The organism is Halomonas sp. AOP7-B1-5 (genome assembly GCF_052353045.1).
In the GTDB taxonomy this organism is placed as follows: Bacteria; Pseudomonadota; Gammaproteobacteria; order Pseudomonadales; family Halomonadaceae; genus Vreelandella; species Vreelandella colorata.
In genome coordinates this window covers 125,977-147,732 of record NZ_JBQTDC010000005.1, presented here as the reverse complement: position 1 = coordinate 147,732, position 21,756 = coordinate 125,977, and the positions used below count along the sequence as shown (strand labels likewise).

Below are 21,756 nucleotides of genomic sequence, written 5' to 3'. Positions count from 1 at the left end.
TCACTACTGTTTAGTGACGGAAATGACGCATGCCGGTGAAGACCATGGCGATGCCCGCTTCATTGGCGGCGTCAATTACTTCCTGATCACGCATCGAGCCGCCCGGCTGAATGACGGCGGTGATACCCGCGGCGGCGGCTGCATCAATACCGTCACGGAACGGGAAGAAAGCGTCAGAAGCCATGACTGAACCCGGTACGGACAGGTTTTCATCGGCCGCTTTAATACCCGCAATTTTGGCCGAGTACACGCGGCTCATCTGGCCTGCACCGACACCGATCGTTTGGCCAGCTTTGGCGTAAACAATGGCGTTGGATTTAACGAATTTGGCCACGCGCCATGCGAATGCCAAATCGCGCAGCTCCTGTTCTGAGGGCGCGCGTTCGCTTACCACGGTAATCTCTTCACGCGTCACCATACCCTGGTCACGCTCTTGTACCAGCAGGCCACCGTTGACCCGTTTGAAATCAAATGCGGGCTGGGTTTCTCCAGGCCAATGAGCGCTTACATCCAGCAGGCGAACGTTTTTCTTCTCAGCGATAATTGCAACCGCTTCATCGCTTACCCCAGGCGCGATAATGACCTCAACAAACTGTCGGTCAACAATGGCACGGGCAGTATCGGCTCCAAGCGGCGTGTTGAAGGCAATAATGCCGCCAAAGGCGCTGGTGGGGTCGGTCGCAAACGCTTTGTCGTAAGCCTCTAGCGCGGTGGCACCGATCGCGACGCCGCACGGGTTAGCGTGTTTAACAATCACGCAGGCCGTTTCATCAAACGCTTTCACGCATTCAAAGGCCGCATCGGTATCAGCCACGTTATTGAACGAGAGCGGTTTGCCCTGGAGCATGGTGGCCGTAGCAACGCTGGGCTCCGAGGCGGAAGGGTCAACGTAAAAAGCCGCCTGCTGATGCGGGTTTTCGCCGTAGCGCATGTCCTGCTTTTTATGCAGCTGCAGATTAAACGTGCGCGCAAAGGTCGCGTCGCTCTCATTAACCTTGCGACCCAAATAATCCGCGATAGCGCCGTCATAGCCTGCGGTATGTTCAAAGGCTTTTACCGCAAGGTCAAAACGCGTGGCAGTGCTCACTTGACCATCATTGGTCGCAAGCTCTGCAAGCACGCGGGCATAATCGTCGGCATTAACCACGATGGTGGTATACGCGTGGTTTTTAGCGCAAGCGCGCACCATGGTCGGGCCACCGATATCGATATTCTCGATAGCATCTTCCAGGCTGCAGTCAGGCTTGGCTACTGTCGCCGCAAAGGGGTAGAGGTTAACCACGACCATATCAATCGGGGTGATATCGTTTTCAGCCATGACGGCATCGTCTTGGCCGCGGCGAGCCAGAATGCCGCCATGAATTTTCGGGTGCAGGGTTTTTACCCGGCCGTCCATAATTTCAGGAAAGCCGGTATGTTCGGAAACTTCCGTCACCGCAATGGCATTTTCCTGTAGCAAGCGGAACGTACCGCCTGTAGAAAGCAGCTCGATACCGCGCTCGGATAAGCCGCGGGCAAACTCCACGATGCCGGTTTTATCAGAAACGCTCAAAAGAGCGCGGCGAACAGGGGTAGCAGTACTATCAACCATTAGAGTGCTCATATGCAGAGTTGGAAATAAAAACAACAACGCCCCATGGTTATGGGGCGTCACCTTCGATAAGTCCGTAAAGCTTGAGTTTTTTGCGCAACGTCCCCCGGTTTAATCCAAGTACGTCAGCTGCTCGTGTTTGGTTACCTTCCGTATGCTCCATGACACAAGTGAGCAGCGGCGCTTCTACTTCGGCCATCACCATGGCGTACAGGTCGGTGGCCTGGCTGCCATCGAGATGCTCGAAGTAGCGGCGCATGGCGGTTTCCACGGCCTCTCTTAACGGCTGCGGTGGAACGCTTGCCGCCGGGTCAGCGAGCGTGCCCGCTAGGCGCGAGGATAACTCGCTGGAAAGAAAATCGCGTTCGTTCATGCAGCATGGCTTCCTGTAGCTAGCAGACGCTTGTCAGCATCAAGCGCCATCGCGTCATTAATCCAATTAAATTGCGTTTCAGGTAACGTTAACGCATTAAATTGTTGTTTCAATTGGCGGCGTGTTGCCTCGCAAAAGCGCTGGTCACTTTCGAGATACCAGCCAATATGCTTGCGAGCAATACGCACACCCATTGTGTCTCCGTAAAACGCATGAAGGGCCGCTACATGCGCTAGGAGCACGCGGCGACGCTCTTCAAGGCTTGGCAATGCTAATTGCTTGCCGTGTTCGAGATAGTGGGTGATCTGTTTAAAAATCCACGGATTGCCTTGGGCGCCTCGCCCCACCATTACCGCGTTTGCACCGGTATAACGAAGGACTTCAGCTGCTTTTTCAGGGCTTGTAATATCACCATTGGCAATCACAGGGATCGAAAGACGCGATTTAATATCGGCAATCGTGTCGTATTCTGCCCATCCAGTATAGCGCTGTTCGCGATGTCGGCCATGAACGGCCAGTGCTTGAATACCAGCATCTTCTGCAAGCCGAGCAATACGTACGCCGTTGTTCGATTCAGCGCACCAGCCGGTACGAATTTTTAGCGTAACCGGAACCTCAACAGCCTTGACCACGGCATCCAGAATTTCCGCTACTAAGGCTTCATCGCGTAACAGGGCAGACCCTGCTGCCTTGTTGCAGACCTTTTTCGCCGGGCAGCCCATATTGATATCAATAATTTGTGCGCCAAGCTCCACGTTTAGCCGAGCTGCCTGAGCAAGCATCTCTGCATCGCCGCCCGCAATCTGGACTACGCGCGGGTCGGGCTCGCCCTGGTGGTCCATACGCAGCTGTGACTTGCGCGTATGCCAGAGGCTCGGGTCGGCGGTTACCATTTCACCCACCACCCAGCCCGCGCCCAGCTGTCGGCATAGCTGGCGAAAGGGACGGTCGGTAACACCGGCCATAGGCGCCAGAATTACCTGATTGGACAACGTGTAAGGGCCGATGGCTGTCGATTTTTGCGTGGCTATGGTCATGGACATTGCGCTGCTGGATAACGAGTAGGTCGTTTCAAGGAGGCGTATGATACGCCTACTCGGGATTGGAATGAAGGCTGTTTCGCAGATTAACCGGGGCGATAGCCAGTGAGCCGTACCCAGCCTTCGCGAATGACGGGTTCATCCATCATGATGCCTTCTGCTTCGTAGGCCCTAAGCACGTCTTGGGCCTGGTTGGCAAGAATGCCTGACAGCGCAAGACGTCCCTTCGGTGCGATATGTCCAGCGATCATTGGCGCCAGCTCTACCAAGGGCCCGGCTAAAATATTAGCGGTGGCAACCGGGTAGGGGCCGCCAGTTAACTGCTCGGGGTAATAAAGCGCTAAATCGTGTTCAGCAATATGATTACGTTCGGCGTTATCGCGGCTTGCTTGCAGCGCCTGGGGGTCTATATCCGTGCCATCGGCATGGCGTGCGCCAAGCTTGAGTGCGGCAATCGCCAGAATGCCCGAACCACAGCCAATATCCAGCACGTTCTGGTCGGCAAGCGTGCCCTCAACCGCTAGCTGATCGAGCCATTCAAGGCACAGCGCAGTGGTGGGATGGGTGCCGGTACCAAAGGCCAGGCCTGGATCTAGAATCAAGTTGACTGCATCGGCTTGCGGTGGGGTGTGCCAGCTGGGAACAATCCAGAGCCGCTGTCCCATCTGAAGTGGCGTGAAGTCATCCATCCATTCACGTTCCCAGTCGCGATCGGCTAGCAGCTCATACTCAATCGCCGGGCAGGGCTCGTCAGGCATCTGTTCAGCCCAAGCCGCTGCTATACGCATAAGCATGCTCTCAACGCCTTCAAGATCATCGTACAGGCCGGTTAAGATCGTATCCTGCCATAAAGGCGTGGTGCCGCGCTCAGGCTCGAAAACGGGATCGTCGTGAGCATCCTGAAGCCCAATGGCCGTTGCGCCTTCTTCAAGCAGCAGGTCTTCGAGTAGTTCCGCCTGCTCAGGCGCGACGTGGGCTTTAAGTTGAAGCCAGGGCATGGCGTGTCTCCGCAGTAGAAACAAAAACGGTAACGGGGTGGACTCAGCCACCCCGTTTGGCATCACTATCGGCTAACCAGTAAAATTAGCTGATTTCTAAATTAGCCAGCGAGTTTCTTTTCCAGGTAGTGAATGTTGACACCCCCTTGACGGAAATGACTATCGCGTACCAGGTCTTTCTGCAGATCGATATTGGTCTTGATGCCTTCAACCAGCAGCTCATCCAGGGCGTTGCGCATGCGCGTCAGCGCCGTTTCGCGGTCAGCCCCCCAGGTGATCAGTTTGCCGATCAAGGAGTCGTAGTGAGGCGGAACGGTATAGCCCGTATAAAGATGCGAGTCCATACGAACGCCAAGGCCACCCGGCGCATGAAATACCGTTACTTTACCCGGTGAAGGCATAAAGGTACGCGAATCTTCGGCATTGATCCGGCACTCAAACGCATGGCCGTTAAGCTTTACGTCTTCCTGGCGAATCGACAGCGGCAGGCCAGAGGCAATGCGCAGCTGCTCTTTAACGATATCGACGCCGGTTACCATTTCAGTAACCGGGTGCTCTACCTGAACACGGGTGTTCATTTCGATGAAGAAGAACTTGCCATCTTCATACAGAAACTCAAACGTACCTGCGCCGCGGTAATTGATTTCGATACACGCCTGACGGCAGGCTTCGAGCACGTCAGCACGTGCTTGTGGCTCAATGCCGGGGGCGGGGGCTTCTTCCAATACTTTCTGGTGGCGGCGCTGAAGTGAGCAGTCCCGGTCATACAGGTGGATGGCGTTGCCCTGGCCATCGGCAAGTACCTGCACTTCCACGTGACGCGGTTTCTCAAGGAATTTTTCCATGTAGACCGTGCCATCACCAAACGCTGCCTGGGCTTCGTTTTGGGTGATGCTAATCGCTTCAAGCAGTTGGTCTTGGGAATGCACTACCCGCATACCACGGCCACCGCCGCCAGCGGCTGCCTTGATAATTACCGGATAGCCAACGCGCTTACCGGCGGCCAGATTCGAAGCATCATCATCGCCAAGCGGGCCGTCAGAGCCGGGAACGGTCGGTACACCGGCTTTCTTCATGGCTTCGATAGCGCTGACTTTGTCGCCCATCAGGCGAATGGTTTCAGCGCGCGGACCAATAAACGCAAAACCTGAACGCTCAACCTGCTCGGCAAAGTTGGCATTTTCAGACAAAAAGCCGTAGCCCGGATGAATCGCGCTTGAGTCGGTGACTTCAGCGGCGCTGATCAGTGCAGGAATATTTAAATACGACTGGGCCGATGAAGCCGGGCCAATACACACAGCTTCATCCGCCAGGCGTACGTGCATCAGTTCACGGTCGGCCTTAGAGTGTACCGCTACGGTTTTGATGCCCAGTTCTTTACAGGCCCGCAGGATACGTAGGGCTATCTCGCCGCGGTTCGCGATAAGTACCTTGTCCAGCATGGGAGAGTCCACCCGTGTTGATGTGAAAGATTAAGCGAGGACGATCATGGGCTGATCAAATTCCACCGGCTCACCATCTTCCACCAGGATGGCTTCAACCACACCGTCGCGATCGGCTTCGATCTGGTTCATCATTTTCATCGCTTCCACGATGCAAACGGTATCACCCTGTTTAACGGTGTCGCCCACTTCTACAAACGATTTAGCGCCGGGTGCAGGGCTGCGATAGAACGTGCCGACCATGGGTGAATTAACGGCATCGCCACGGAAGCTTGCGCCCTGAGGCTCAATGTCAGCGCCTGGAGCAACGGGGGCCGGGGCTGGTGCGGGGGCTTGTGTCGGGTAGCCGTACTGCGGCATTGGCTGGGGCTGCCAAGTGGCGCCATTAGGATGGCGGCTGATGCGTACTGACTCTTCGCCTTCCTGAATTTCGATTTCACTAATGTTTGATTCTTCGAGCAGTTCGATCAATTTTTTTACTTTGCGAATATCCATACTGAGCCCCATTAATGTCTGAAGGTTGCGAGCTGGCTACGCTGAACGTAAAGCGAAATGTGGCATGTTCGGCGCGCAGTAAACCAATTAAAGAAAACAAGAGAACGCTGCATGTTAGCGAACGTTACCCCTTCTACAGCTAAAAAATTGAGAATTTAACTAATATGGAAGCGGAGTTTGCCGAAAAAACAAGTGCATGTCCAGCGCTTGTCCGATGGACCGCCATGCCACTACCGTCCTTATCGGCCTAAGCAGCTTAGCCGTTGTTTAGCGATAACCGTCCTATGGTTAGCGCGAGCCGAGTACTACAAAGGCAAAAGCAGAAGGATTATATTTTTAGTTCGATAGCCACTGCTTTAAGGACGAAAGATGTTCGGCAAGCTCATTGGCGGTGGCTTCCCCCTGAATGCGCGCTGTGCGTATCTCATTACCTTGATTAAAGAACAGTAGACTTGGCGGGCCAAAGAGCTGGTATTGATTCAGCAGCTGTCGGCTCTGCGCAGTGGTATCAGTCACATCGACTGAAATCAGCGTAAAGCCGTCCAGGGCAGCCACAACACGTGGGTCTGGGTAAACATCACGCTCCATCACCTTGCATGAGATGCACCATTCAGCAGTGAAATGAACAAATGCGGGGCGGTTAGCGTTGTCTGCTTGGGCAAGTGCTGACTGCAGCTCGTCCAAGCTACCCACTTCTTCAAATGTGAGCGCTCTGTTGGCGCTTGCCTCAGATGTGCTTGAGGCGCTTAACGGGCGCAGGGGGTTATTATTGCCCTGGGCTGCGCCCAGCACTAAGGCGACTCCCCAGGCCAGCAGCATTAGCCCTAGCGTTTGTCGAGCACGTGACCAGCCTGCTCGCTGGTTTAACGTTAAAGCGCCAAGCACCAGCGCGCTGCCAATAGCCAGGGCCGCCCAAAGTAATAGCCCGATAGGCCCTGCAACCAAGCGCTCGATCATCCAGACCGCGACACCCAGCAGCAACAGGCCAAAGGCGGTTTTAACGCCATTCATCCAAGCGCCTGTGCGGGGTAGCAGTGTTACGCCAAATGTGCCGACGAGCAACAGCGGCAAGCCCATCCCTAGGCCTAAGGCAAACAATACCGCGCCGCCAATAACGGCATCGCCCGTTGAGGAAATAAACACCAGCGCCCCCGCCAAAGGGGCCGTTACACAGGGAGATACTACTAAAACGGAAAGTGCCCCCGCTAAAGCCAGACCGCCAGGGCCGCTTTTTTGGGCGCGTGCCTGCCAAGCATCAATACGATTAGTGAGCCGTTGTGAAAAGCGCAGCTCGAAGGCGCCAAACATGGCCAGTGCAAATAGCGTAAATAAAACAGCAAACGTAATTAATACCGGTGCCGACTGAAGGCGCGCCTGTAGATTCAGTCCAGCCCCAAAAAGCCCCATCAGCACGCCTACGACCGCGTAAGTGACGGCCATACCCAGTACGTAGCTTGCCGAAAGTACAAAAGCACGCGGTCTGGTCGGATTCTGGCCTACGATAATAGAGGAAAGTATCGGAATCATGGGTAGTACACAGGGTGTAAACGTAAGACCAAGCCCTGCAAGAAAAAATAGCCCTAATGCCAATGGCAGGCTTGCCTCGCTTAAAAGCGTGCTAAAGCGGCTATCGGCACTTTGTGGTGTGCCTATAGATGGGTTTGAAACAGAACTTGAAACAGAACTTGAAGCAGAGCTTGAGAATGAACTGGCCATGTCGGGGTCTGACGTGTTGCCAGACTTTACGCTGCCAGCAGCTTGGCTGGTATTCTCGCTTAGCCAATCAGCATATTGGGCGGGCGGTTCTGATTCTGCCGCCTGAAGGTCTACGCGTTCTGGAGGATAGCAAAGCCCGGCATCGGCACATCCCTGAAAGGTGAGTGCAATATCAATAGGGCCTGAATAGGCACTTTCCAGAGGCGTTTCGAATACTACCTGATCACGGAACGTGTAAACGTCGCCGAAAAATTCGTCGGTGGTAAATGTGCCTTCCGGCAGAACGGAGCCACCCAGCGTTACCGACGGCGTCTGGCTTTCAACAGCAAACTGATGCCGGTAAAGGTAGTAGCCCTGAGTAATCTGCATACCCACATAAAGCGTTTCGCCATCGTGCCAGGCGCTGGACTGAAACGCCTCCATCACCGGTAAAAACGCATCTTCACTGCTAGATGAAAACCACTGTGCTTGGGCAACCAGGGGCAGGCAACAGAGAAGCAAGAGCGAACTTAAGCGTTTGATGGATAACACGATACATCCTTAACGGCGGTGTGACGGGATAAGCACCTGCATAGATCTCGCGCAGGGAAAACCGGACACTTTAATAGGGCAGCAGCACGATAAAAAAACGTTGGCTTGGCATAATAAGAAGGCCGCCTTGAGGGCGGCCTTCTTAATAGAGACAAAACGTGAGCGTTAGTTCACTTTATGCCTTTTGGTAAGCAGCCGCTGATTTCTCAATGGCTTTGCGTGCGGCTTCGACGCCTTCCCAGGATTCAACTTTTACCCACTTGCCTTTTTCAAGGTCTTTGTAGTTCTCAAAGAAGTGTGCAATTTGCTGACGCAGTAGCTCAGGCAGGTCGGTAACTTCTTGAATGTCATCATAAAGCGTGCTGAGTTTAGGGTGCGGTACGCACACAAGCTTGGCATCTTCGCCCGCTTCATCGGTCATGTTCAGGATGCCGATGGGGCGCGCACGGATAATGCTGCCAGGCGCTACCGGGTGAGGAGTAACCACCAGCGCGTCTAGCGCATCGCCATCATCCGCCAGTGTGTGCGGGATAAAACCATAGTTGGCGGGGTAGAACATCGGCGTAGCCATGAAGCGGTCAACCAGCAGCGCGCCCATGTCTTTATCGATTTCATATTTGATAGGAGCGTGGTTCGCAGGAATCTCGATCGCCACGTAAATATCGTTCGGCAAATCCTTTCCAGCAGGGATGTTATCGAAGTTCATCGTTGAGTCCTTAAGTCCTTGGGTGATGCAGTGGCTAAGCAATTGATGCGTTGCACGAATAGGCGGGAATTATACGAAGATGACTCAACGATTGCCAATGCAACATAGTGCTAGGGGCGTATCACCGTGCAAGTGCCAGCGACGCATCATGTTTATCAGTGCAAACGTGACGTTAGTTGGGCATCGCATTGAAGTCGTTGCGTGTATCATAGCGGCTGAGAAATTTATGCTGAGCGGCTAGCCAAGGAGGATGAGTGGGGCATGCCCAGTTGCTAATCAGTTATGGTCAAGCGTTTGTGGCTCCTGATAGGCGCTTGCATCGCAGCTCCATGTCGGTGCGTTTCCCTGATGCGCCGATACTGAAAGTTAAAGGGGGCTGTGCGGTTATCAGCGACTCCGTGTCACGCAATACGCTGGCCAAGCAGGCGGGCGACTTAAGCGTGCGGGGGTTTTTGGCAGACTACTTTTCCACGCCCGACCATTGGGATACAAAAACATCGGCAACTCGTGTGCTACGGGCATTGAACAGCTGGTGCTATAGCCAAAGCCAACATGTAAAAGAGGGCGGCTTTGTTTCCTCCATGTCGGTCATGGTCTTCCGTCAGCGCGAAGCCCATCTGTTTCATATGGGCGATACACTGGTCTTTCGACTGCGTGGCGCTGAGTTTGAGCAGCTGAGCCGTGATCATGTCACCGACATCGGCGGCTATCACTACCCATCCCGGGCGCTGGGAATGGATGGCAGTGTGGATATTGATTACACCCATCTAGGGCTCAAGCAAGGCGATATTTTTCTATTTACCACGCGGGGTGTGCGCGGCACGCTGCTGCCCTCAGATTACGTGAGACTGATTCGCCAGGATGCCAGTGACCTGGATGCTGCCTGCGAGCGCTTGGCCAGTGAAGCCAAACAGCGTGCCCAGGAGCGTGGCTACGGTGGAGAACAGTTTTGCTTTCAACTGGTGCGTATTGATGAGCTTCCCGAAGAGTCGCCGGATGACCCAAGCCTGATTTACGGCGACTTACCGATTCCGCCCGAGCTTGCCCCCGGTGAACGCTTGGATGGTCTGGAAGTCATTGAAGTGCTTTCACGTAATGCGCAGTCTCGGGTTTACCGCGTACGGGATGTGCATACGGAGCGGGAAATGGTCATGAAGGCGCCAAGCCCCGAGCTTTCACTGCGTAATGCTTATCTGGAGCATTTTCTACTTCAGCAATGGATTGTGGAGCGGGTTAACTCACCCTTCATTGTCAAAGTGATAAAGCCTTCAAGGCCGCGGCGCTATCTTTATTATCTAATGCAGCATGTGGAAGGCGAGACGCTTCGCCAGTGGGCCGAAAGGCATCCCCAGGCAAGCCTTGTCCAGCGGCTCGATATTGCCAATCAGCTGGGCAAAGCCGTTCAGGCACTGCATCACCGGGATATTATCCATCAACAAATTACCCCGGATAATATCTTGATTGATACGCATGGGAAGCTGATTCTGAATGATTTTAGCGCATGTCATATGCGTGAAGCGGATGGCCACCGTCAATCGGGAGAGTTGCTGCGCCAAATTGGTTTTAACGAGCATACCGCGCCTGAGTATGCGCTAGGCGACAGCGTTGGACGCCGCAGCGATCAGTACTCGCTAGCCTCAACCGCTTATTGGTTGTTGACCGGGGCGTTGCCGTATCAATTCACGCCTAACAAATTGCGCAGTCATACGGATTTAGAAGAACTTAGTTACCGCAGCTCACGTGCCCAGAACCCTGAAATATCCATTGAGTTAGATGAAGCGTTAAGACGCGCACTGGATCCTCAGCGAGCGCTGCGCTTTAGGCGGCTATCGGAATTTTTACATGCGCTGCGTGTGCCGCTTGGTCGTTTACCCGCCCGGGATGAACCCCGCACGGAGCCTCGGCGTCATTTCTGGCAGGGGGTCGCTGGCGTATTGCTGTTACTGCTCGTGCTGTCGTGGCTGCTACGTTAGGGCCGCTATATTAAAACGGTTATAAAATAGCTGACCATAAAAAACGGGCGATGAAATAATCATCGCCCGTTTTGGTATACGCTTGGCTTACAGCGTGAAAGTGGGGAGTTTTTGTTCCACTTTGGCAAGCTTGAGCTTAGCCACTTTGGGCAAACCGTTCTCAAACGGCGGGAAGTCTTCGCCTTGAATCAGCGGCGAGAGGTAGTCACGACACGCCTGGGTAATCGCAAAACCGCTTTCGCTGATAAAGTCACGCGGCATAAACTTTTCCTGGTTGGCAATCTGCGAAAGCGGTGCGGAAATGACATCCCACTGGTAAGGCGATTGAGAAACACGCCGAATCGCCGGCATCATCGAGTTTTTACCGGCAAGGGCCAGCGTCACGGCTTCACGGCCGACCGCATAGGCCTGTTCAACGTCGGTTTTAGATGCCAGATGGCGTGCTGCACGCTGTAAATAGTCTGCGACGGCCCAGTGGTACTTATAGCCCAGGTCTTGCTTGATCATACCGGCTAGCGTGGGGGCAACACCGCCCAACTGGCGATGGCCAAAGGCATCGGTATTACCCGCATCGGCCAGGAAAGTGCCGTCTTCGTAGCGCGCGCCTTCGGATACCACAATCACGCAGTAACCGTTCTGCTTAACGCTTTCTTCTACACGCGCCATCACCGCTTTACGATTGAAGGCAATTTCGGGGAAAATAATCAAATGTGGCGGCTCGCCTTCACCTTCCCCGGCAAGCCCGCCTGCGGCAGCGATCCAGCCAGCATGGCGGCCCATCACTTCAAGCACGAATACTTTAGTAGACGTTGCGCACATGGACGCGATATCCAGCGACGCTTCGCGGGTAGAGGTGGCAATATATTTGGCAACGCTACCAAAGCCCGGGCTGTTATCGGTAATCGGCAGATCGTTATCCACGGTTTTAGGCACATGGATGGCGGTCAGCGGATAACCCAGTTTTTCAGACAGCTGGGAAATCTTCAGGCAGGTATCGGCACTGTCGCCGCCACCGTTATAGAAGAAGTAGCGAATATCGTGGGCTTTAAAAACCTCGATCAGACGCTCGTACTGCGTACGGTGCGTGTCGATATCTTTCAGCTTGTAGCGGCAAGAACCGAATGCGCCGCCTGGCGTATGGCGTAGCGCAGCGATCGATTCGTCACTTTCCTGGCTTACATCGATAAGATCTTCAGTCAACGCGCCAATGATGCCGTTATGACCGGCATACACTTTGCCAATTTGCTCGGGCGCCTGACGGCAAGCTTCGATAACGCCACAGGCGCTAGCGTTAATAACGGCGGTAACGCCGCCTGACTGGGCGTAAAAGGCATTATGCTGAGCCATTGAAACGTCTCATCTCTTGAAAAGCGAAAAAGTGGAGCACGCGGAAAGTGTTAAATACGTTCACTACCGGTGCCTCAAGGTGGCGAAGTTTAGCGTAAAGCGATAATGGCTGCATCCAACGAACGGCTTATTCGCCATCATCCAGATCTTGCTCACGCTGGGCTAAACGCCAGCCACCCAAATCTTTATAACGATTAACCATGGCGCAAAATAGCTCTGCGGTGCGCTCGGTATCGTAGCGTGCAGAGTGCGCCGCTTTATTATCAAACTCGATGCCCGCTGCGCGGCAAGCCCGCGCCAGCACCGTCTGCCCATAGACCAGGCCAGCAAGCGTTGCGGTATCAAAACTCGAGAAAGGGTGAAAGGGGTTACGCTTAACGTTGCACCGGTTAGCGGCCGCGTTGAGAAACCCTTGATCAAAGGCGGCATTATGGCCAACCAAAATCGCCCGAGAGCAGCCGTGCGCTTTTATCGATTTGCGTATGGGCCGGAAAATTTCGCCTAATGCTTCAGACTCACTGAGCGCTACCTGGCGCCGCAATGGGTCATCAAGATTGATGCCGGTAAAATCCAGTGCGGACTGCTCGACATTGGCCCCTTCAAACGGTTTGATGTGATAGGCATAGGTCGCATCAGGCAGCAGATTGCCTTCTGGGTCCATGGTGAGCGTGACGGCTGCAATCTCAAGCACGGCATCACTTTGGGCATTAAAGCCACCCGTTTCTAAATCAATGACAACCGGTAGATAACTACGAAAACGTTGGGCCATTAATTCGCGGGCAATTGCCTCGCTCATGCAGCTCTCCTTAGTAAAGCGAGTAATCGGTCAAAAATGGGCGGCAAGCCGCCTCTTGAGTGGTGTGATTCTAGCAGCTTTCTTGCTAAGGCGTCGTTGACGGTATTCGCTGGGCATAGAGAACGCTATACTCAGGGTTTATTTCAACATGCAGCACGCAATTAGGTGCTGCATTTTCTAGTGAACTTGCTTTCATAAACAAGGAGCAAAGAATGTCCGATGTCAAAAAGGTTGTGCTGGCATATTCAGGCGGCCTGGACACATCCGTAATCGTTAAGTGGTTGCAGGAAACCTACAACTGCGAGGTAGTGACCTTTACTGCCGACATCGGTCAAGGCGAAGAAGTCGAGCCGGCCCGTGCTAAGGCCCAGGCGCTGGGTGTTAAAGAAATTTACATTGAAGACCTGCGTGAAGAGTTTGTACGTGACTACGTCTTCCCCATGTTCCGTGCCAACACGATCTACGAAGGTGAATACCTGCTGGGTACGTCGATTGCACGCCCGCTGATCGCCAAGCGCTTGATTGAAATTGCCAATGAAACGGGCGCGGATGCCATTTCTCACGGTGCAACGGGTAAAGGTAACGACCAGGTGCGTTTCGAGCTGGGCGGCTATGCGCTGAAGCCGGGCGTTAAAGTCATTGCGCCGTGGCGCGAGTGGGATCTGACGTCGCGTGAAAAGCTGATGGCTTACTGCGAAGAGCACAATATCCCGGTCGACTTCTCCAACAAGAAGAAAAAATCGCCGTACTCCATGGACGCCAACCTGCTGCATATCTCTTACGAAGGCGGCATTCTGGAAGACCCATGGGCCGAAGCCGAAGACGATATGTGGCGTTGGAGCGTGTCGCCAGAAGCGGCACCCGATCAACCTACCTATGTTGAGCTGACGTTCGAGAAAGGCGATATCGTCGCGATCGACGGTGAGGCTCTCAAAGCCCACGAAGTACTTGAGAAACTCAACAAAGTCGGCGGCGACAACGGCATTGGCCGTCTGGATATCGTAGAAAACCGCTATGTGGGCATGAAGTCACGTGGCTGTTATGAAACTCCTGGTGGCACCATCATGTTGCGTGCTCACCGTGCGATCGAGTCGCTGACGCTGGACCGCGAAGAGGCTCACCTGAAAGATCAATTGATGCCGAAATACGCCGAAGTGATCTACAACGGCTACTGGTGGAGCCCTGAACGTCGCATGCTGCAAGCCGCTATCGACGAGACACAGAAAAACGTCTCCGGCGTTGTGCGCATGAAGCTCTACAAAGGCAACGCTACCGTAGTAGGGCGTAAGTCCGAGCAGTCTTTGTTCGATGAGTCTATCGCAACGTTTGAAGACGATGCCGGTGCTTACAACCAGAAAGACGCGGAAGGCTTTATTAAGCTTAATGCTTTACGCTTGCGGATTGCTGCTGGCAAAGGTCGTCAGCAGAGCTAATCCCGTTAAAGGCGGCAGGTTGTCCTGCCGCTTTTTTTATAACGCTAGGAGCCAGTATGTTTAAGAAGCTCTTTTCAGGTCTGTTTGGCGGTGAAGGTAGCGGAGCCCCTAACGCGGGTGTCAACGCGGCTGACCCGGTGGAATACAAAGGCTTTTTTATTATTTCTCAGCCCGATCAGCAAAGCGGCCAATACCGCGTCAGCGGATGGATCAAGCAGCCAAGCGATAGCGGAGAACCCCGCGAACACCGTTTTGAACGCTCGGATATGTTACCCAGCCGCGATGCCTGCGACGCCATGATGGTGACCAAAGCGCAGCGCTACATTGATGAAGTAGGCGAGGCTATTTTTGAACCCGATCCCCGCCAGGCAAGTCATTAGTTAATAAATGACGGCTTGCTTGAAGATATGATCAAGTAGTCACGCTAATTGCTTTCGATGTGTCGCTTTTAGTTAACATTAACTGCCTAAAATACTAGCTTTAGGTTGTTGATGCGTGAGTATCAATCAGTGCCCTTGCTTGTGCAGCCGCTCTAAGCATCGTATTTGCTGGGAAGTCATTGGGCATAGTGCTTGTCTCTGCGATCTTGATGTCTCTCAATAGCTCTCCAAGCGGTCCTGCTTGTTTCTTTAAGGCGTTTTCAATTTTTTTGCCTAGATGAATTTCTTTTAACACTGCTTTTAAATCTATTTCTAAGATAGAGGGCATTAATGAGAACAAGCCTGTGATAAAGCTTTCTTGCTCATCAATATGTCTTTGCTCAGCTACTATCTCGCATGCAAAAGCTCTTGTTAATGCTTTTATTAAGTTCAAGCGACTAGCTGGGCTATTGCTAGCTAACATGAGTATTGAAACAAGTGTTCTAAGTTCTTTCAAACCAATCATTTGCAAGCAATTGATGAGTTTGGTGGTAGGCTTGCCGGCTCCTTTTTCAGCTGAATTTGCCCGTTTAAATACTGCGCTTAATAAGTAAGGATCTCTTGTGATCAAAGATCCAATATTTGCTAAGCTAGCATTTTCACTATAAAGACAAGCTAAAAGTTGCAGTTGATTAGCCCGAGAGGCCGTGCGTCGAATCGAGCCAGATGCCTGAGTTTTAGGTTTTTCGTAAAAATAGCCTTGAAATAGCGTAAAGCCTAAGGATTGGCATAGTTCAAATTCATGCTGTGTTTCTACGCGTTCGGCTAGTAATGTAAAACCTTGAGACACCAATTTTTTTATGACTTCTTTTTGTATTGGGTTTGAAATGTCAATTTTGACAATATCGCAATAAGGTAATAACTTCTCATTGTTTTTATCTAATATAAAATCGTCAAGTGCTATCGTGTAACCTTGTTGCTTTAAAGACTGTAAAGACGTAAGCACTTCTTGATTTACAGGCGTATTTTCAAGCACTTCGATAACAATTTGCTGGCTCGGCAAGCCTTGCAAATTGGGATTGGTAAGCCAACCGTAAGAGGCATTGATAAAAAGTTGACGTGATCCGCAAAGATTCTCAAGCCCAATTTCATAGACAGCAACGGCGCATGCACGCGCTGTTGCTTGGACATCATCATCAATGTGGGCTGAATTACAAGCGTCGCTAGAACGATACAACAGTTCGTCTGCTACATGTTGTAAGTTGCTATCTACAATAGGCTGTATCGCAATAGTATAATTGTTGCTATTCTCATTAAAAGACTGGTCTTGTTGATTCTGCATCAGATCTTCCGTGAACAACCACTTTGAATGAAGCTTAATTAGTAAAAGAATAGCTTAAGTGGGTTGCTTAACGCTAGTGCGATTGTCATTGTTATGTCAATACATGGTCATTACGTGTTAACGGCTTCAGAGAGCTCTAATACAAAACATGCGCCGTTTAACACCTGGGCATCTTCTATCCAAAGCCTGCCACCGAGATGCGTAGCAATTGCCCGGCTTATGGGGAGCCCTAAGCCGCTGCCTTTTGGGCGCTTACTCGTTGCTTTATCACTAGATAGTAGTTGATTAAATTTTTCAAATACCTGCTCGCGCTCCTTCTCTTCAATACCCATGCCGTTATCTTCTACGCATAGATAGATATGCTGATCGTGTTTGAAAAGGCGCAGTAAAACGCGTGGATTTTCATGATTGGCAAACTTACTGGCGTTATCCAATAGGTTGATAATGATTTGCTCTAAACGGTCGGGGTCGCCGATAACGTGGGCGGGCCGTTCATCAATCGCAACGGTAAGGCTCACGTTGCGTTCTTCCTGAAGTCTCGCAATGGCTTCAAGGCTATGATCAGCAATTGCCGCCAAATCTAGCGGCACGGCATTAAGAGGCATGCGACCGCTTTCCAGGCGAGCCAGATCGAGAATTTCATCAATCAGGCGTGATAGGCGCTGGCTCTCTAATACCATTACTTGCAAAAAATGCTGCCGCTTGGCTTCTGGGATGTCCTGATGGCTTGCGAGAATTTCGGCAAACGCACGAATGGAAGTAAGCGGCGTGCGTAGCTCATGACTGACCATGGCCACAAACTCATCTTTTAAGCGGTCAAGCTCACGGAGACGGTCATTGGCGCTTTGCAAGTCTTGTCCTATGCGCGCAAGCTCGTCTGATTTCTGCTTTAACTGACGGTTATATTCCAGCGTTTGCGTGGTGGTATCCAGCATGCTCAGGATCGATTCAATATCGAGCGCTTCACCTCTTACCACCGAGTTGATCAGGATGCGTGCCGAGGCGTTGCCCAGCGAGCCCGCGAGCGCCTGCTCAGCGCGCATAATAACGTCATCCGACGCGGGTAGATGGGGCTGGGTTAATTCAAAATTATGGGTGCGTTTTGAGAAAACCCGCAAGGCAACCTTAAAGCCCAAGTAGCGAACCAGCAGCTCATAAAGCGCGCCTTGGGTGGTTTGGCCGCGCTGGAGCGGCGTTGTTTGCAAGTTGGGGTGGAGCGCCTCGGTAAACAATGCCGCCTGGGTTTGTTCAAGCGGGGTGGGGCGCATAAATAGCGAAATTCCCACTAACAGTCCTACATTGGCGAGCATACTCCACAGGAGTGAATGGCTATAGATATCCCATTCCTTCAACCCAAAAAGTGCATAGGGCGTTAGCCAGCCAACCCCCCACGGGCCATCGGTGAGCAGCGCTGCGTCCAGCCAGCCGGATTGAGCAAAACCGGGCAGAAGCAGCGTATAGCCCCAGATTAAAAAACCGGCGATTAACCCATACATTGCGCCCAGCCGGGTTGCTCCACGCCAATAAAGGCCAATCAGAAGTGCTGGCGCAAACTGTGCCGCGCCGACAAAAGAGACCAGCCCAATAGTAACCAAACTGTAGGTATCGCCAATGAGTGCGTGATAGAGATAGCCAAGCAGCAAAATAAGCACGATGGCTACCCGGCGCACTCTTAGCAGCAATCGGGCAAGGCCTCCGTGGCTATCTACATGCAGGGCTTTGGAGCGTAATAAAAGTGGCATGATCAATTGGTTGCTGACCATGGTAGAGAGTGCAATGGTTTCAACGATGACCATGCCGGTGGCCGCAGAAAGCCCGCCAATAAAAACCAGAAGGGGAAGGCCTTCGAGCCCTGCAGAAAGCGGTAGCGTAAGCACAAAACTGTCTGGGTCCCCCGCATCGAGTAGTAATCCCGCCAGTGCGATGGGTATAACGAATAGGTTGATCAGCAGTAGATAAAGGGGAAACAGCCAGCTGGCGCGAGCCAGATGTTGTTCATCGACATTTTCCACCACCAGCACCTGAAACTGGCGTGGCAAGGTTAAAAACGCCAGAAAGGCGAGAATCAACATGCCCACCCAGCCGGTTGCTCCACCCGGTACACTCTCCAACTGCATTAATTGGCTTAACGCAGGCGTTTGGGCAACCTGGGCAAAAAGCGCGCCTGGCCCTTCAAATAGAATGAAAACAACAAAAATGCCTACCGCTAAGAAGGCCATCAGCTTGACCAGCGATTCCAGGGCAATGGCTGCCACCATGCCTTCGTGGCGTTCACTGGCGTCCAGATGGCGGGTACCGAATAAAATGATAAATACGGCTAATACGAGGGCCACCCAGAGTGACCGATCCATCCAGAAGCGCTCGTTATACAGTATCGAATCGGCGCTTTGGGGATAATTGATCAGCACTGCATGGCTAACCGTAATCGCTTTTAATTGCAGCGCGATATAGGGCGTAATGGTAATCAGCGATATGAGTGCCACTAACGCACCAAGGCCGACGCTTTTGCCGTATCGCGCACTAATAAAATCCGCGATGGAGGTCAGCCGCTGGCGCGCGGCAATGCGTACCATCTTGCGGATGATAAACGGTGATAGCATCATCGCAAGCGTTGGCCCAAGATAGATAAGTAAAAAGCTTGGACCAAATTGCGCTGCCCGCCCTACGCTTCCGTAAAAGGTCCACGCGGTACAGTAAACCGCAATGGAAAGTGCGTAGACAGTCGGCGAATTAATGATAGAACGATCCTGTTCGGCGCGTCGATCACCCCAGGCCGCCACCAGAAACAGCAGCCCTAAATAACCGAACACCGCACTTAGTATCAGCGCATCCGTTCGCATGATTATCGCCTTGTAGTAGGTTCCATCAGCCACGCGGTCAGGCCAATAATCAAGGCCCAGCTACAAAAAAGATACATCGGTAACCAGCCAATACTTAACGTTGGGAGGCGGTCGATCACTAGTAATAACGGCGGGCAAAAAAGTATTAGTGCCAGAATGACCAGCACCAACAGCCTTTCACGATAGCGTGGGTTTGAAGGCTTCATGAGGCGCTGGCATCCTCGCGGTCAAACGCGCTTGCTTGAAAGTGCAGTAGCTGCTCAAGCGTCGTAATACCGCGCGCTTCCAACCGAGGCAATAGAGCAAGCCAAAGCTCTCCGGTCACCCGGGCATCACCCAACGCCGTATGGCGCATTCCCGTGGGAAATATTAATCCATAGCGCTGTACAAGGCTGTCCAGGTCATGGCCGTCGAGTGCTTCATCTAATGCTCGTGAAATTAGCAAGGTATCCAGCACGGGCATATCGAATAAAACGCTATTTTGGCTAATTGCGAGCATATCAAAGGCGGCATTATGGGCAAGTAACACCGCGTCACCGATGTAATCATGAAAGTGTGCCAGTACGGGTATTAGTGATGGCGCATCGATAACATCATTATCGGTAATCCCATGGATAGCGGTGCTTGCCGCAGGAATCGGCCGTTGCGGGTTAACGTAGTGATCAAACACATCGCTGGCCAATAAGCGCCCGTTGACGATACGGCAGGCGCCTAAGCTAATGACGGTGTCGCCCCGGCGAAGCTCGAGCCCTGTTGTTTCAGTATCAAAAATAACCAGCTCCAGGCTACGTAAGGGGCGATTGGCCAAGGCGGCGTCCGGAGGGGGTAAATCGGCAATCCCAAAGTCATGAAATTCAGGGCGGGGAGTAACGACGCGCGGTGCCTCACTTTGCTCAACAGAAGGCAAGGGTAAGCGAAGACGTGCATGCTGACCGTCGGCGTCCTGGATACTCCATACTTCACTGGCATGCTGACGCAGTACGTCGGCAGCACTAGGGCTTAGAGGAAGGGCATCCAATATTTGTTGGCGCCATTGGTTAAGTTCGCGTTCGGGTATTGGCGGGCCCAACCATATAAGGTCCAGGTAGGTATGTTTGGAGCTGATAGAGACTTCGCCCTCAAAAATGCTGCTCTTGATGCTGTTTTTGATATTGTCATTGAGATTGTTTTTAAAATAATCGCTAAGGTGTTTAACCAGCGAATTAAACAGTGCCATGAGGGCCGGGGCATCTCCTTTAAACCATGCAGGCACCCCAATCGGAGTAATCAGGCGGTGGGCCGGGTCCAGGTAGTCGTCCAACATTTGCCAGAAATCATTGGACCATATGGAGGTAAGACGCTCGCCTTGTTGCTGTATGGCTTCGATAAGCCCGCCAACTCTGGCCACTGTCTCACTCAGGGCGATACTTTCTTCATTCGCCACCTGCTCCAGACGGTGGGCAAGGGAGCCGCTTGTATGATCGTGCTGGCGCAGCTGGCTAAGTGCGTCGGTGGCGGTTACCAGGCTTGCCGTATGTTGGCGCAACGGGGTGAGCATTTGCGCAAGCTCCGCACGAACGCCTCTTTCGTTTGACCAGGCAGCTGTCGCATCGCTACAGGTAATCAGCGTTTCATCCTGGCTTTCGGGCACGCGGCGTACGATTACTTTCAGCCAGCGGCAATCGCAAGGCACCAGGAGTTCTCGCTGGGTACCATCGGCTGGCAACTGGCTTAGGGTTTGTTGCAAACTCGCCAGTGGAAACAGCGCTTCGAGCCGCTTACCCAGACCCAAGCTAGGTGTGCCAGCAAAAAACTGCTCGGCCGCCTGATTAAAGAGCATCAAGCGGCGGTGTTTATCGTAAAGCAGAAGGGGCGTTTCCAGCACTTGAAGCAAGGCCTCAAGCTCTTTTCGAATGCGGGTAGCGCTTTTGGCGCCGTCCGCATGGGCTCTATGCAGGCTACGTCGGTCTGACTGCCAGCTCTCCTGCGCGCGGCGCAAGTCCGGAGCTAATCCTTTCAGCCAGCCCTGTGGTTGCGAGAAATCTTCAGTATCAGGGTTGGCAACCAAGCGGGCGAGCTGCGCCTGTAGCTGACGCACAGGACTAAACAGCATGCGTTCAAGCAATAAACCCACTGCAAATATTGTGGCGCCACCTGAAAAGCATCCCAGCCAGAGCAGCAGCTGATAGACGCCGGTCACTTCCAATTGGCTATCCAGCCACACGGCAAACAGGGCGCCGCCTAGCAGGCTAAAAGCGGTTAGTAACAACCAGGCGCCAATCAAGCGCTGTCGTTTAGGCAGCCCCTTGGGCTTCATAAGGTTTTCTCTGCCAGCACGGCTTGCACTTGATCGACAAGGGCCTGGGTTGAAAACGGCTTGGTAATGTAGGCGTTAGCGCCCAGCGCAAATCCCTTCTCTCGCTCTACCTCTCGCCCATGGGCCGTGAGCATGATAACCGGTAGTAATGCCGTCGCCGAGCGGGTGCGCAGTGCTTCTAACACATCGAACCCGCTAATGCCTGGAAGGCTGATATCCAGTAGCACGACATCTGGCGTATGGGTCGCTACCTGTTCAAGTGCCTGTTCACCATCGGCTGCACTGGTAACTTCAAACCCTGCCTGCTCCATTAAAAACTCGATCGATAGCACAATGTTCGGTTCGTCATCGACCACCAGCACTTTTGCCATGGAGCCCACCTAATCGGTTGTTATTTAAAATACGCTACACCATTAAGAGTGTAGATAGCCAAGCAGGACGAGCCAAGACGACCTTGGCCGAATAGAAAGCCAATGCG

Annotated in this window: 17 protein-coding genes; 3 read left to right on the top strand and 14 right to left on the bottom strand. The window is 52.8% G+C overall.

Annotated features, from left to right (window positions below; all coding sequences use genetic code 11):
* Nucleotides 1-10: 10 nt before the first annotated feature.
* The 8 genes from purH to ppa form a co-directional block, all read right to left on the bottom strand.
* Nucleotides 11-1,591 (bottom strand): bifunctional phosphoribosylaminoimidazolecarboxamide formyltransferase/IMP cyclohydrolase, encoded by a 1,581-nt coding sequence (gene purH / locus ACT3XD_RS04780; RefSeq protein WP_192537918.1) that lies wholly within the window; start codon nt 1,589-1,591, stop codon nt 11-13.
* 49 nt (nt 1,592-1,640) lie between these two features.
* Nucleotides 1,641-1,964, bottom strand: coding sequence for a DNA-binding transcriptional regulator Fis (gene fis / locus ACT3XD_RS04775; RefSeq protein WP_192537917.1), 324 nt, complete (start codon nt 1,962-1,964; stop codon nt 1,641-1,643).
* Nucleotides 1,961-3,001, bottom strand: a complete 1,041-nt coding sequence (dusB, locus tag ACT3XD_RS04770) for a tRNA dihydrouridine synthase DusB (protein ID WP_192537916.1) — start codon at nt 2,999-3,001, stop codon at nt 1,961-1,963. The genes fis and dusB overlap by 4 nt, the downstream gene beginning before the upstream one ends.
* A gap of 89 nt (nt 3,002-3,090) precedes the next feature.
* The gene (gene prmA, locus ACT3XD_RS04765; protein WP_192537915.1) at nt 3,091-4,002 is read right to left on the bottom strand and encodes a 50S ribosomal protein L11 methyltransferase; all 912 of its coding nucleotides are present in this window, start codon (nt 4,000-4,002) and stop codon (nt 3,091-3,093) included.
* Nucleotides 4,003-4,103: 101 nt separating this feature from the next.
* Nucleotides 4,104-5,444, bottom strand: coding sequence for an acetyl-CoA carboxylase biotin carboxylase subunit (gene accC / locus ACT3XD_RS04760; RefSeq protein WP_192537914.1), 1,341 nt, complete (start codon nt 5,442-5,444; stop codon nt 4,104-4,106).
* 30 nt (nt 5,445-5,474) lie between these two features.
* Complete coding sequence (gene accB, locus ACT3XD_RS04755; RefSeq protein WP_192537913.1) at nt 5,475-5,939, bottom strand: acetyl-CoA carboxylase biotin carboxyl carrier protein; 465 nt, start codon at nt 5,937-5,939, stop codon at nt 5,475-5,477.
* Nucleotides 5,940-6,275: 336 nt separating this feature from the next.
* Nucleotides 6,276-8,186, bottom strand: a complete 1,911-nt coding sequence (gene dsbD / locus ACT3XD_RS04750) for a protein-disulfide reductase DsbD (protein ID WP_192537912.1) — start codon at nt 8,184-8,186, stop codon at nt 6,276-6,278.
* Nucleotides 8,187-8,361: 175 nt separating this feature from the next.
* Nucleotides 8,362-8,892 carry an inorganic diphosphatase gene (ppa, locus tag ACT3XD_RS04745; RefSeq protein WP_018916021.1) on the bottom strand — a complete coding sequence of 177 codons (531 nt, stop codon included), beginning with the start codon at nt 8,890-8,892 and terminating at the stop codon, nt 8,362-8,364.
* Between the two features lie 254 nt (nt 8,893-9,146).
* Here ppa and ACT3XD_RS04740 point away from each other — a divergent pair, with 254 nt between their 5' ends.
* Nucleotides 9,147-10,865, top strand: coding sequence for a protein kinase domain-containing protein (locus ACT3XD_RS04740; RefSeq protein WP_192537911.1), 1,719 nt, complete (start codon nt 9,147-9,149; stop codon nt 10,863-10,865).
* Between the two features lie 87 nt (nt 10,866-10,952).
* Here the strand turns inward: ACT3XD_RS04740 and ACT3XD_RS04735 are convergent, their stop codons facing one another.
* Nucleotides 10,953-12,212, bottom strand: coding sequence for a 6-phosphofructokinase (locus tag ACT3XD_RS04735; protein ID WP_018916023.1), 1,260 nt, complete (start codon nt 12,210-12,212; stop codon nt 10,953-10,955).
* Nucleotides 12,213-12,339: 127 nt separating this feature from the next.
* Complete coding sequence (gene rnt / locus ACT3XD_RS04730; protein ID WP_018916024.1) at nt 12,340-13,008, bottom strand: ribonuclease T; 669 nt, start codon at nt 13,006-13,008, stop codon at nt 12,340-12,342.
* A gap of 212 nt (nt 13,009-13,220) precedes the next feature.
* Between rnt and ACT3XD_RS04725 the strand changes: the two genes are divergently transcribed.
* Both ACT3XD_RS04725 and ACT3XD_RS04720 read left to right on the top strand, forming a co-directional pair.
* Nucleotides 13,221-14,441 (top strand): argininosuccinate synthase, encoded by a 1,221-nt coding sequence (locus ACT3XD_RS04725; RefSeq protein WP_018916025.1) that lies wholly within the window; start codon nt 13,221-13,223, stop codon nt 14,439-14,441.
* Nucleotides 14,442-14,497: 56 nt separating this feature from the next.
* On the top strand, nt 14,498-14,821 hold the full coding sequence (locus ACT3XD_RS04720) for an HlyU family transcriptional regulator (RefSeq protein ID WP_192537910.1): 324 nt from the start codon (nt 14,498-14,500) through the stop codon (nt 14,819-14,821).
* A 100-nt stretch (nt 14,822-14,921) separates the two neighbouring features.
* On the opposite strand, the gene ACT3XD_RS04715 is transcribed toward ACT3XD_RS04720, so the two are convergent.
* The 4 genes from ACT3XD_RS04715 to ACT3XD_RS04700 all read right to left on the bottom strand — a co-directional run bounded on the left by ACT3XD_RS04715 (nt 14,922) and on the right by ACT3XD_RS04700 (nt 21,649).
* On the bottom strand, nt 14,922-16,142 hold the full coding sequence (locus ACT3XD_RS04715) for an EAL and HDOD domain-containing protein (RefSeq protein ID WP_192537909.1): 1,221 nt from the start codon (nt 16,140-16,142) through the stop codon (nt 14,922-14,924).
* Between the two features lie 110 nt (nt 16,143-16,252).
* Nucleotides 16,253-18,982, bottom strand: a complete 2,730-nt coding sequence (locus tag ACT3XD_RS04710; RefSeq protein ID WP_192537908.1) for a sensor histidine kinase — start codon at nt 18,980-18,982, stop codon at nt 16,253-16,255.
* A gap of 202 nt (nt 18,983-19,184) precedes the next feature.
* The gene (locus ACT3XD_RS04705; protein ID WP_192537907.1) at nt 19,185-21,278 is read right to left on the bottom strand and encodes a 3'-5' exonuclease; all 2,094 of its coding nucleotides are present in this window, start codon (nt 21,276-21,278) and stop codon (nt 19,185-19,187) included.
* Nucleotides 21,275-21,649: a response regulator transcription factor gene (locus tag ACT3XD_RS04700; protein ID WP_192537906.1), complete on the bottom strand. Its 375-nt coding sequence runs from the start codon at nt 21,647-21,649 to the stop codon at nt 21,275-21,277. Before ACT3XD_RS04700 ends, ACT3XD_RS04705 begins: the two co-directional genes overlap by 4 nt.
* Nucleotides 21,650-21,756 lie beyond the last annotated feature (107 nt).

What these genes read in the sequence shown, in the direction of transcription:
- accB (WP_192537913.1), bottom strand. Translation starts at nt 5,939, where the DNA reads ATGGATATTCGCAAAGTAAAAAAATTGATCGAACTGCTCGAAGAATCA.
- ACT3XD_RS04700 (WP_192537906.1), bottom strand. Translation starts at nt 21,649, where the DNA reads ATGGCAAAAGTGCTGGTGGTCGATGACGAACCGAACATTGTGCTATCG.
- ACT3XD_RS04725 (WP_018916025.1), top strand. Translation starts at nt 13,221, where the DNA reads ATGTCCGATGTCAAAAAGGTTGTGCTGGCATATTCAGGCGGCCTGGAC.
- ACT3XD_RS04720 (WP_192537910.1), top strand. Translation starts at nt 14,498, where the DNA reads ATGTTTAAGAAGCTCTTTTCAGGTCTGTTTGGCGGTGAAGGTAGCGGA.
- ACT3XD_RS04735 (WP_018916023.1), bottom strand. Translation starts at nt 12,212, where the DNA reads ATGGCTCAGCATAATGCCTTTTACGCCCAGTCAGGCGGCGTTACCGCC.
- purH (WP_192537918.1), bottom strand. Translation starts at nt 1,591, where the DNA reads ATGGTTGATAGTACTGCTACCCCTGTTCGCCGCGCTCTTTTGAGCGTT.
- fis (WP_192537917.1), bottom strand. Translation starts at nt 1,964, where the DNA reads ATGAACGAACGCGATTTTCTTTCCAGCGAGTTATCCTCGCGCCTAGCG.
- rnt (WP_018916024.1), bottom strand. Translation starts at nt 13,008, where the DNA reads ATGAGCGAGGCAATTGCCCGCGAATTAATGGCCCAACGTTTTCGTAGT.
- accC (WP_192537914.1), bottom strand. Translation starts at nt 5,444, where the DNA reads ATGCTGGACAAGGTACTTATCGCGAACCGCGGCGAGATAGCCCTACGT.
- ACT3XD_RS04710 (WP_192537908.1), bottom strand. Translation starts at nt 18,982, where the DNA reads ATGCGAACGGATGCGCTGATACTAAGTGCGGTGTTCGGTTATTTAGGG.
- prmA (WP_192537915.1), bottom strand. Translation starts at nt 4,002, where the DNA reads ATGCCCTGGCTTCAACTTAAAGCCCACGTCGCGCCTGAGCAGGCGGAA.
- dusB (WP_192537916.1), bottom strand. Translation starts at nt 3,001, where the DNA reads ATGACCATAGCCACGCAAAAATCGACAGCCATCGGCCCTTACACGTTG.
- ACT3XD_RS04705 (WP_192537907.1), bottom strand. Translation starts at nt 21,278, where the DNA reads ATGAAGCCCAAGGGGCTGCCTAAACGACAGCGCTTGATTGGCGCCTGG.
- ACT3XD_RS04715 (WP_192537909.1), bottom strand. Translation starts at nt 16,142, where the DNA reads ATGCAGAATCAACAAGACCAGTCTTTTAATGAGAATAGCAACAATTAT.
- ppa (WP_018916021.1), bottom strand. Translation starts at nt 8,892, where the DNA reads ATGAACTTCGATAACATCCCTGCTGGAAAGGATTTGCCGAACGATATT.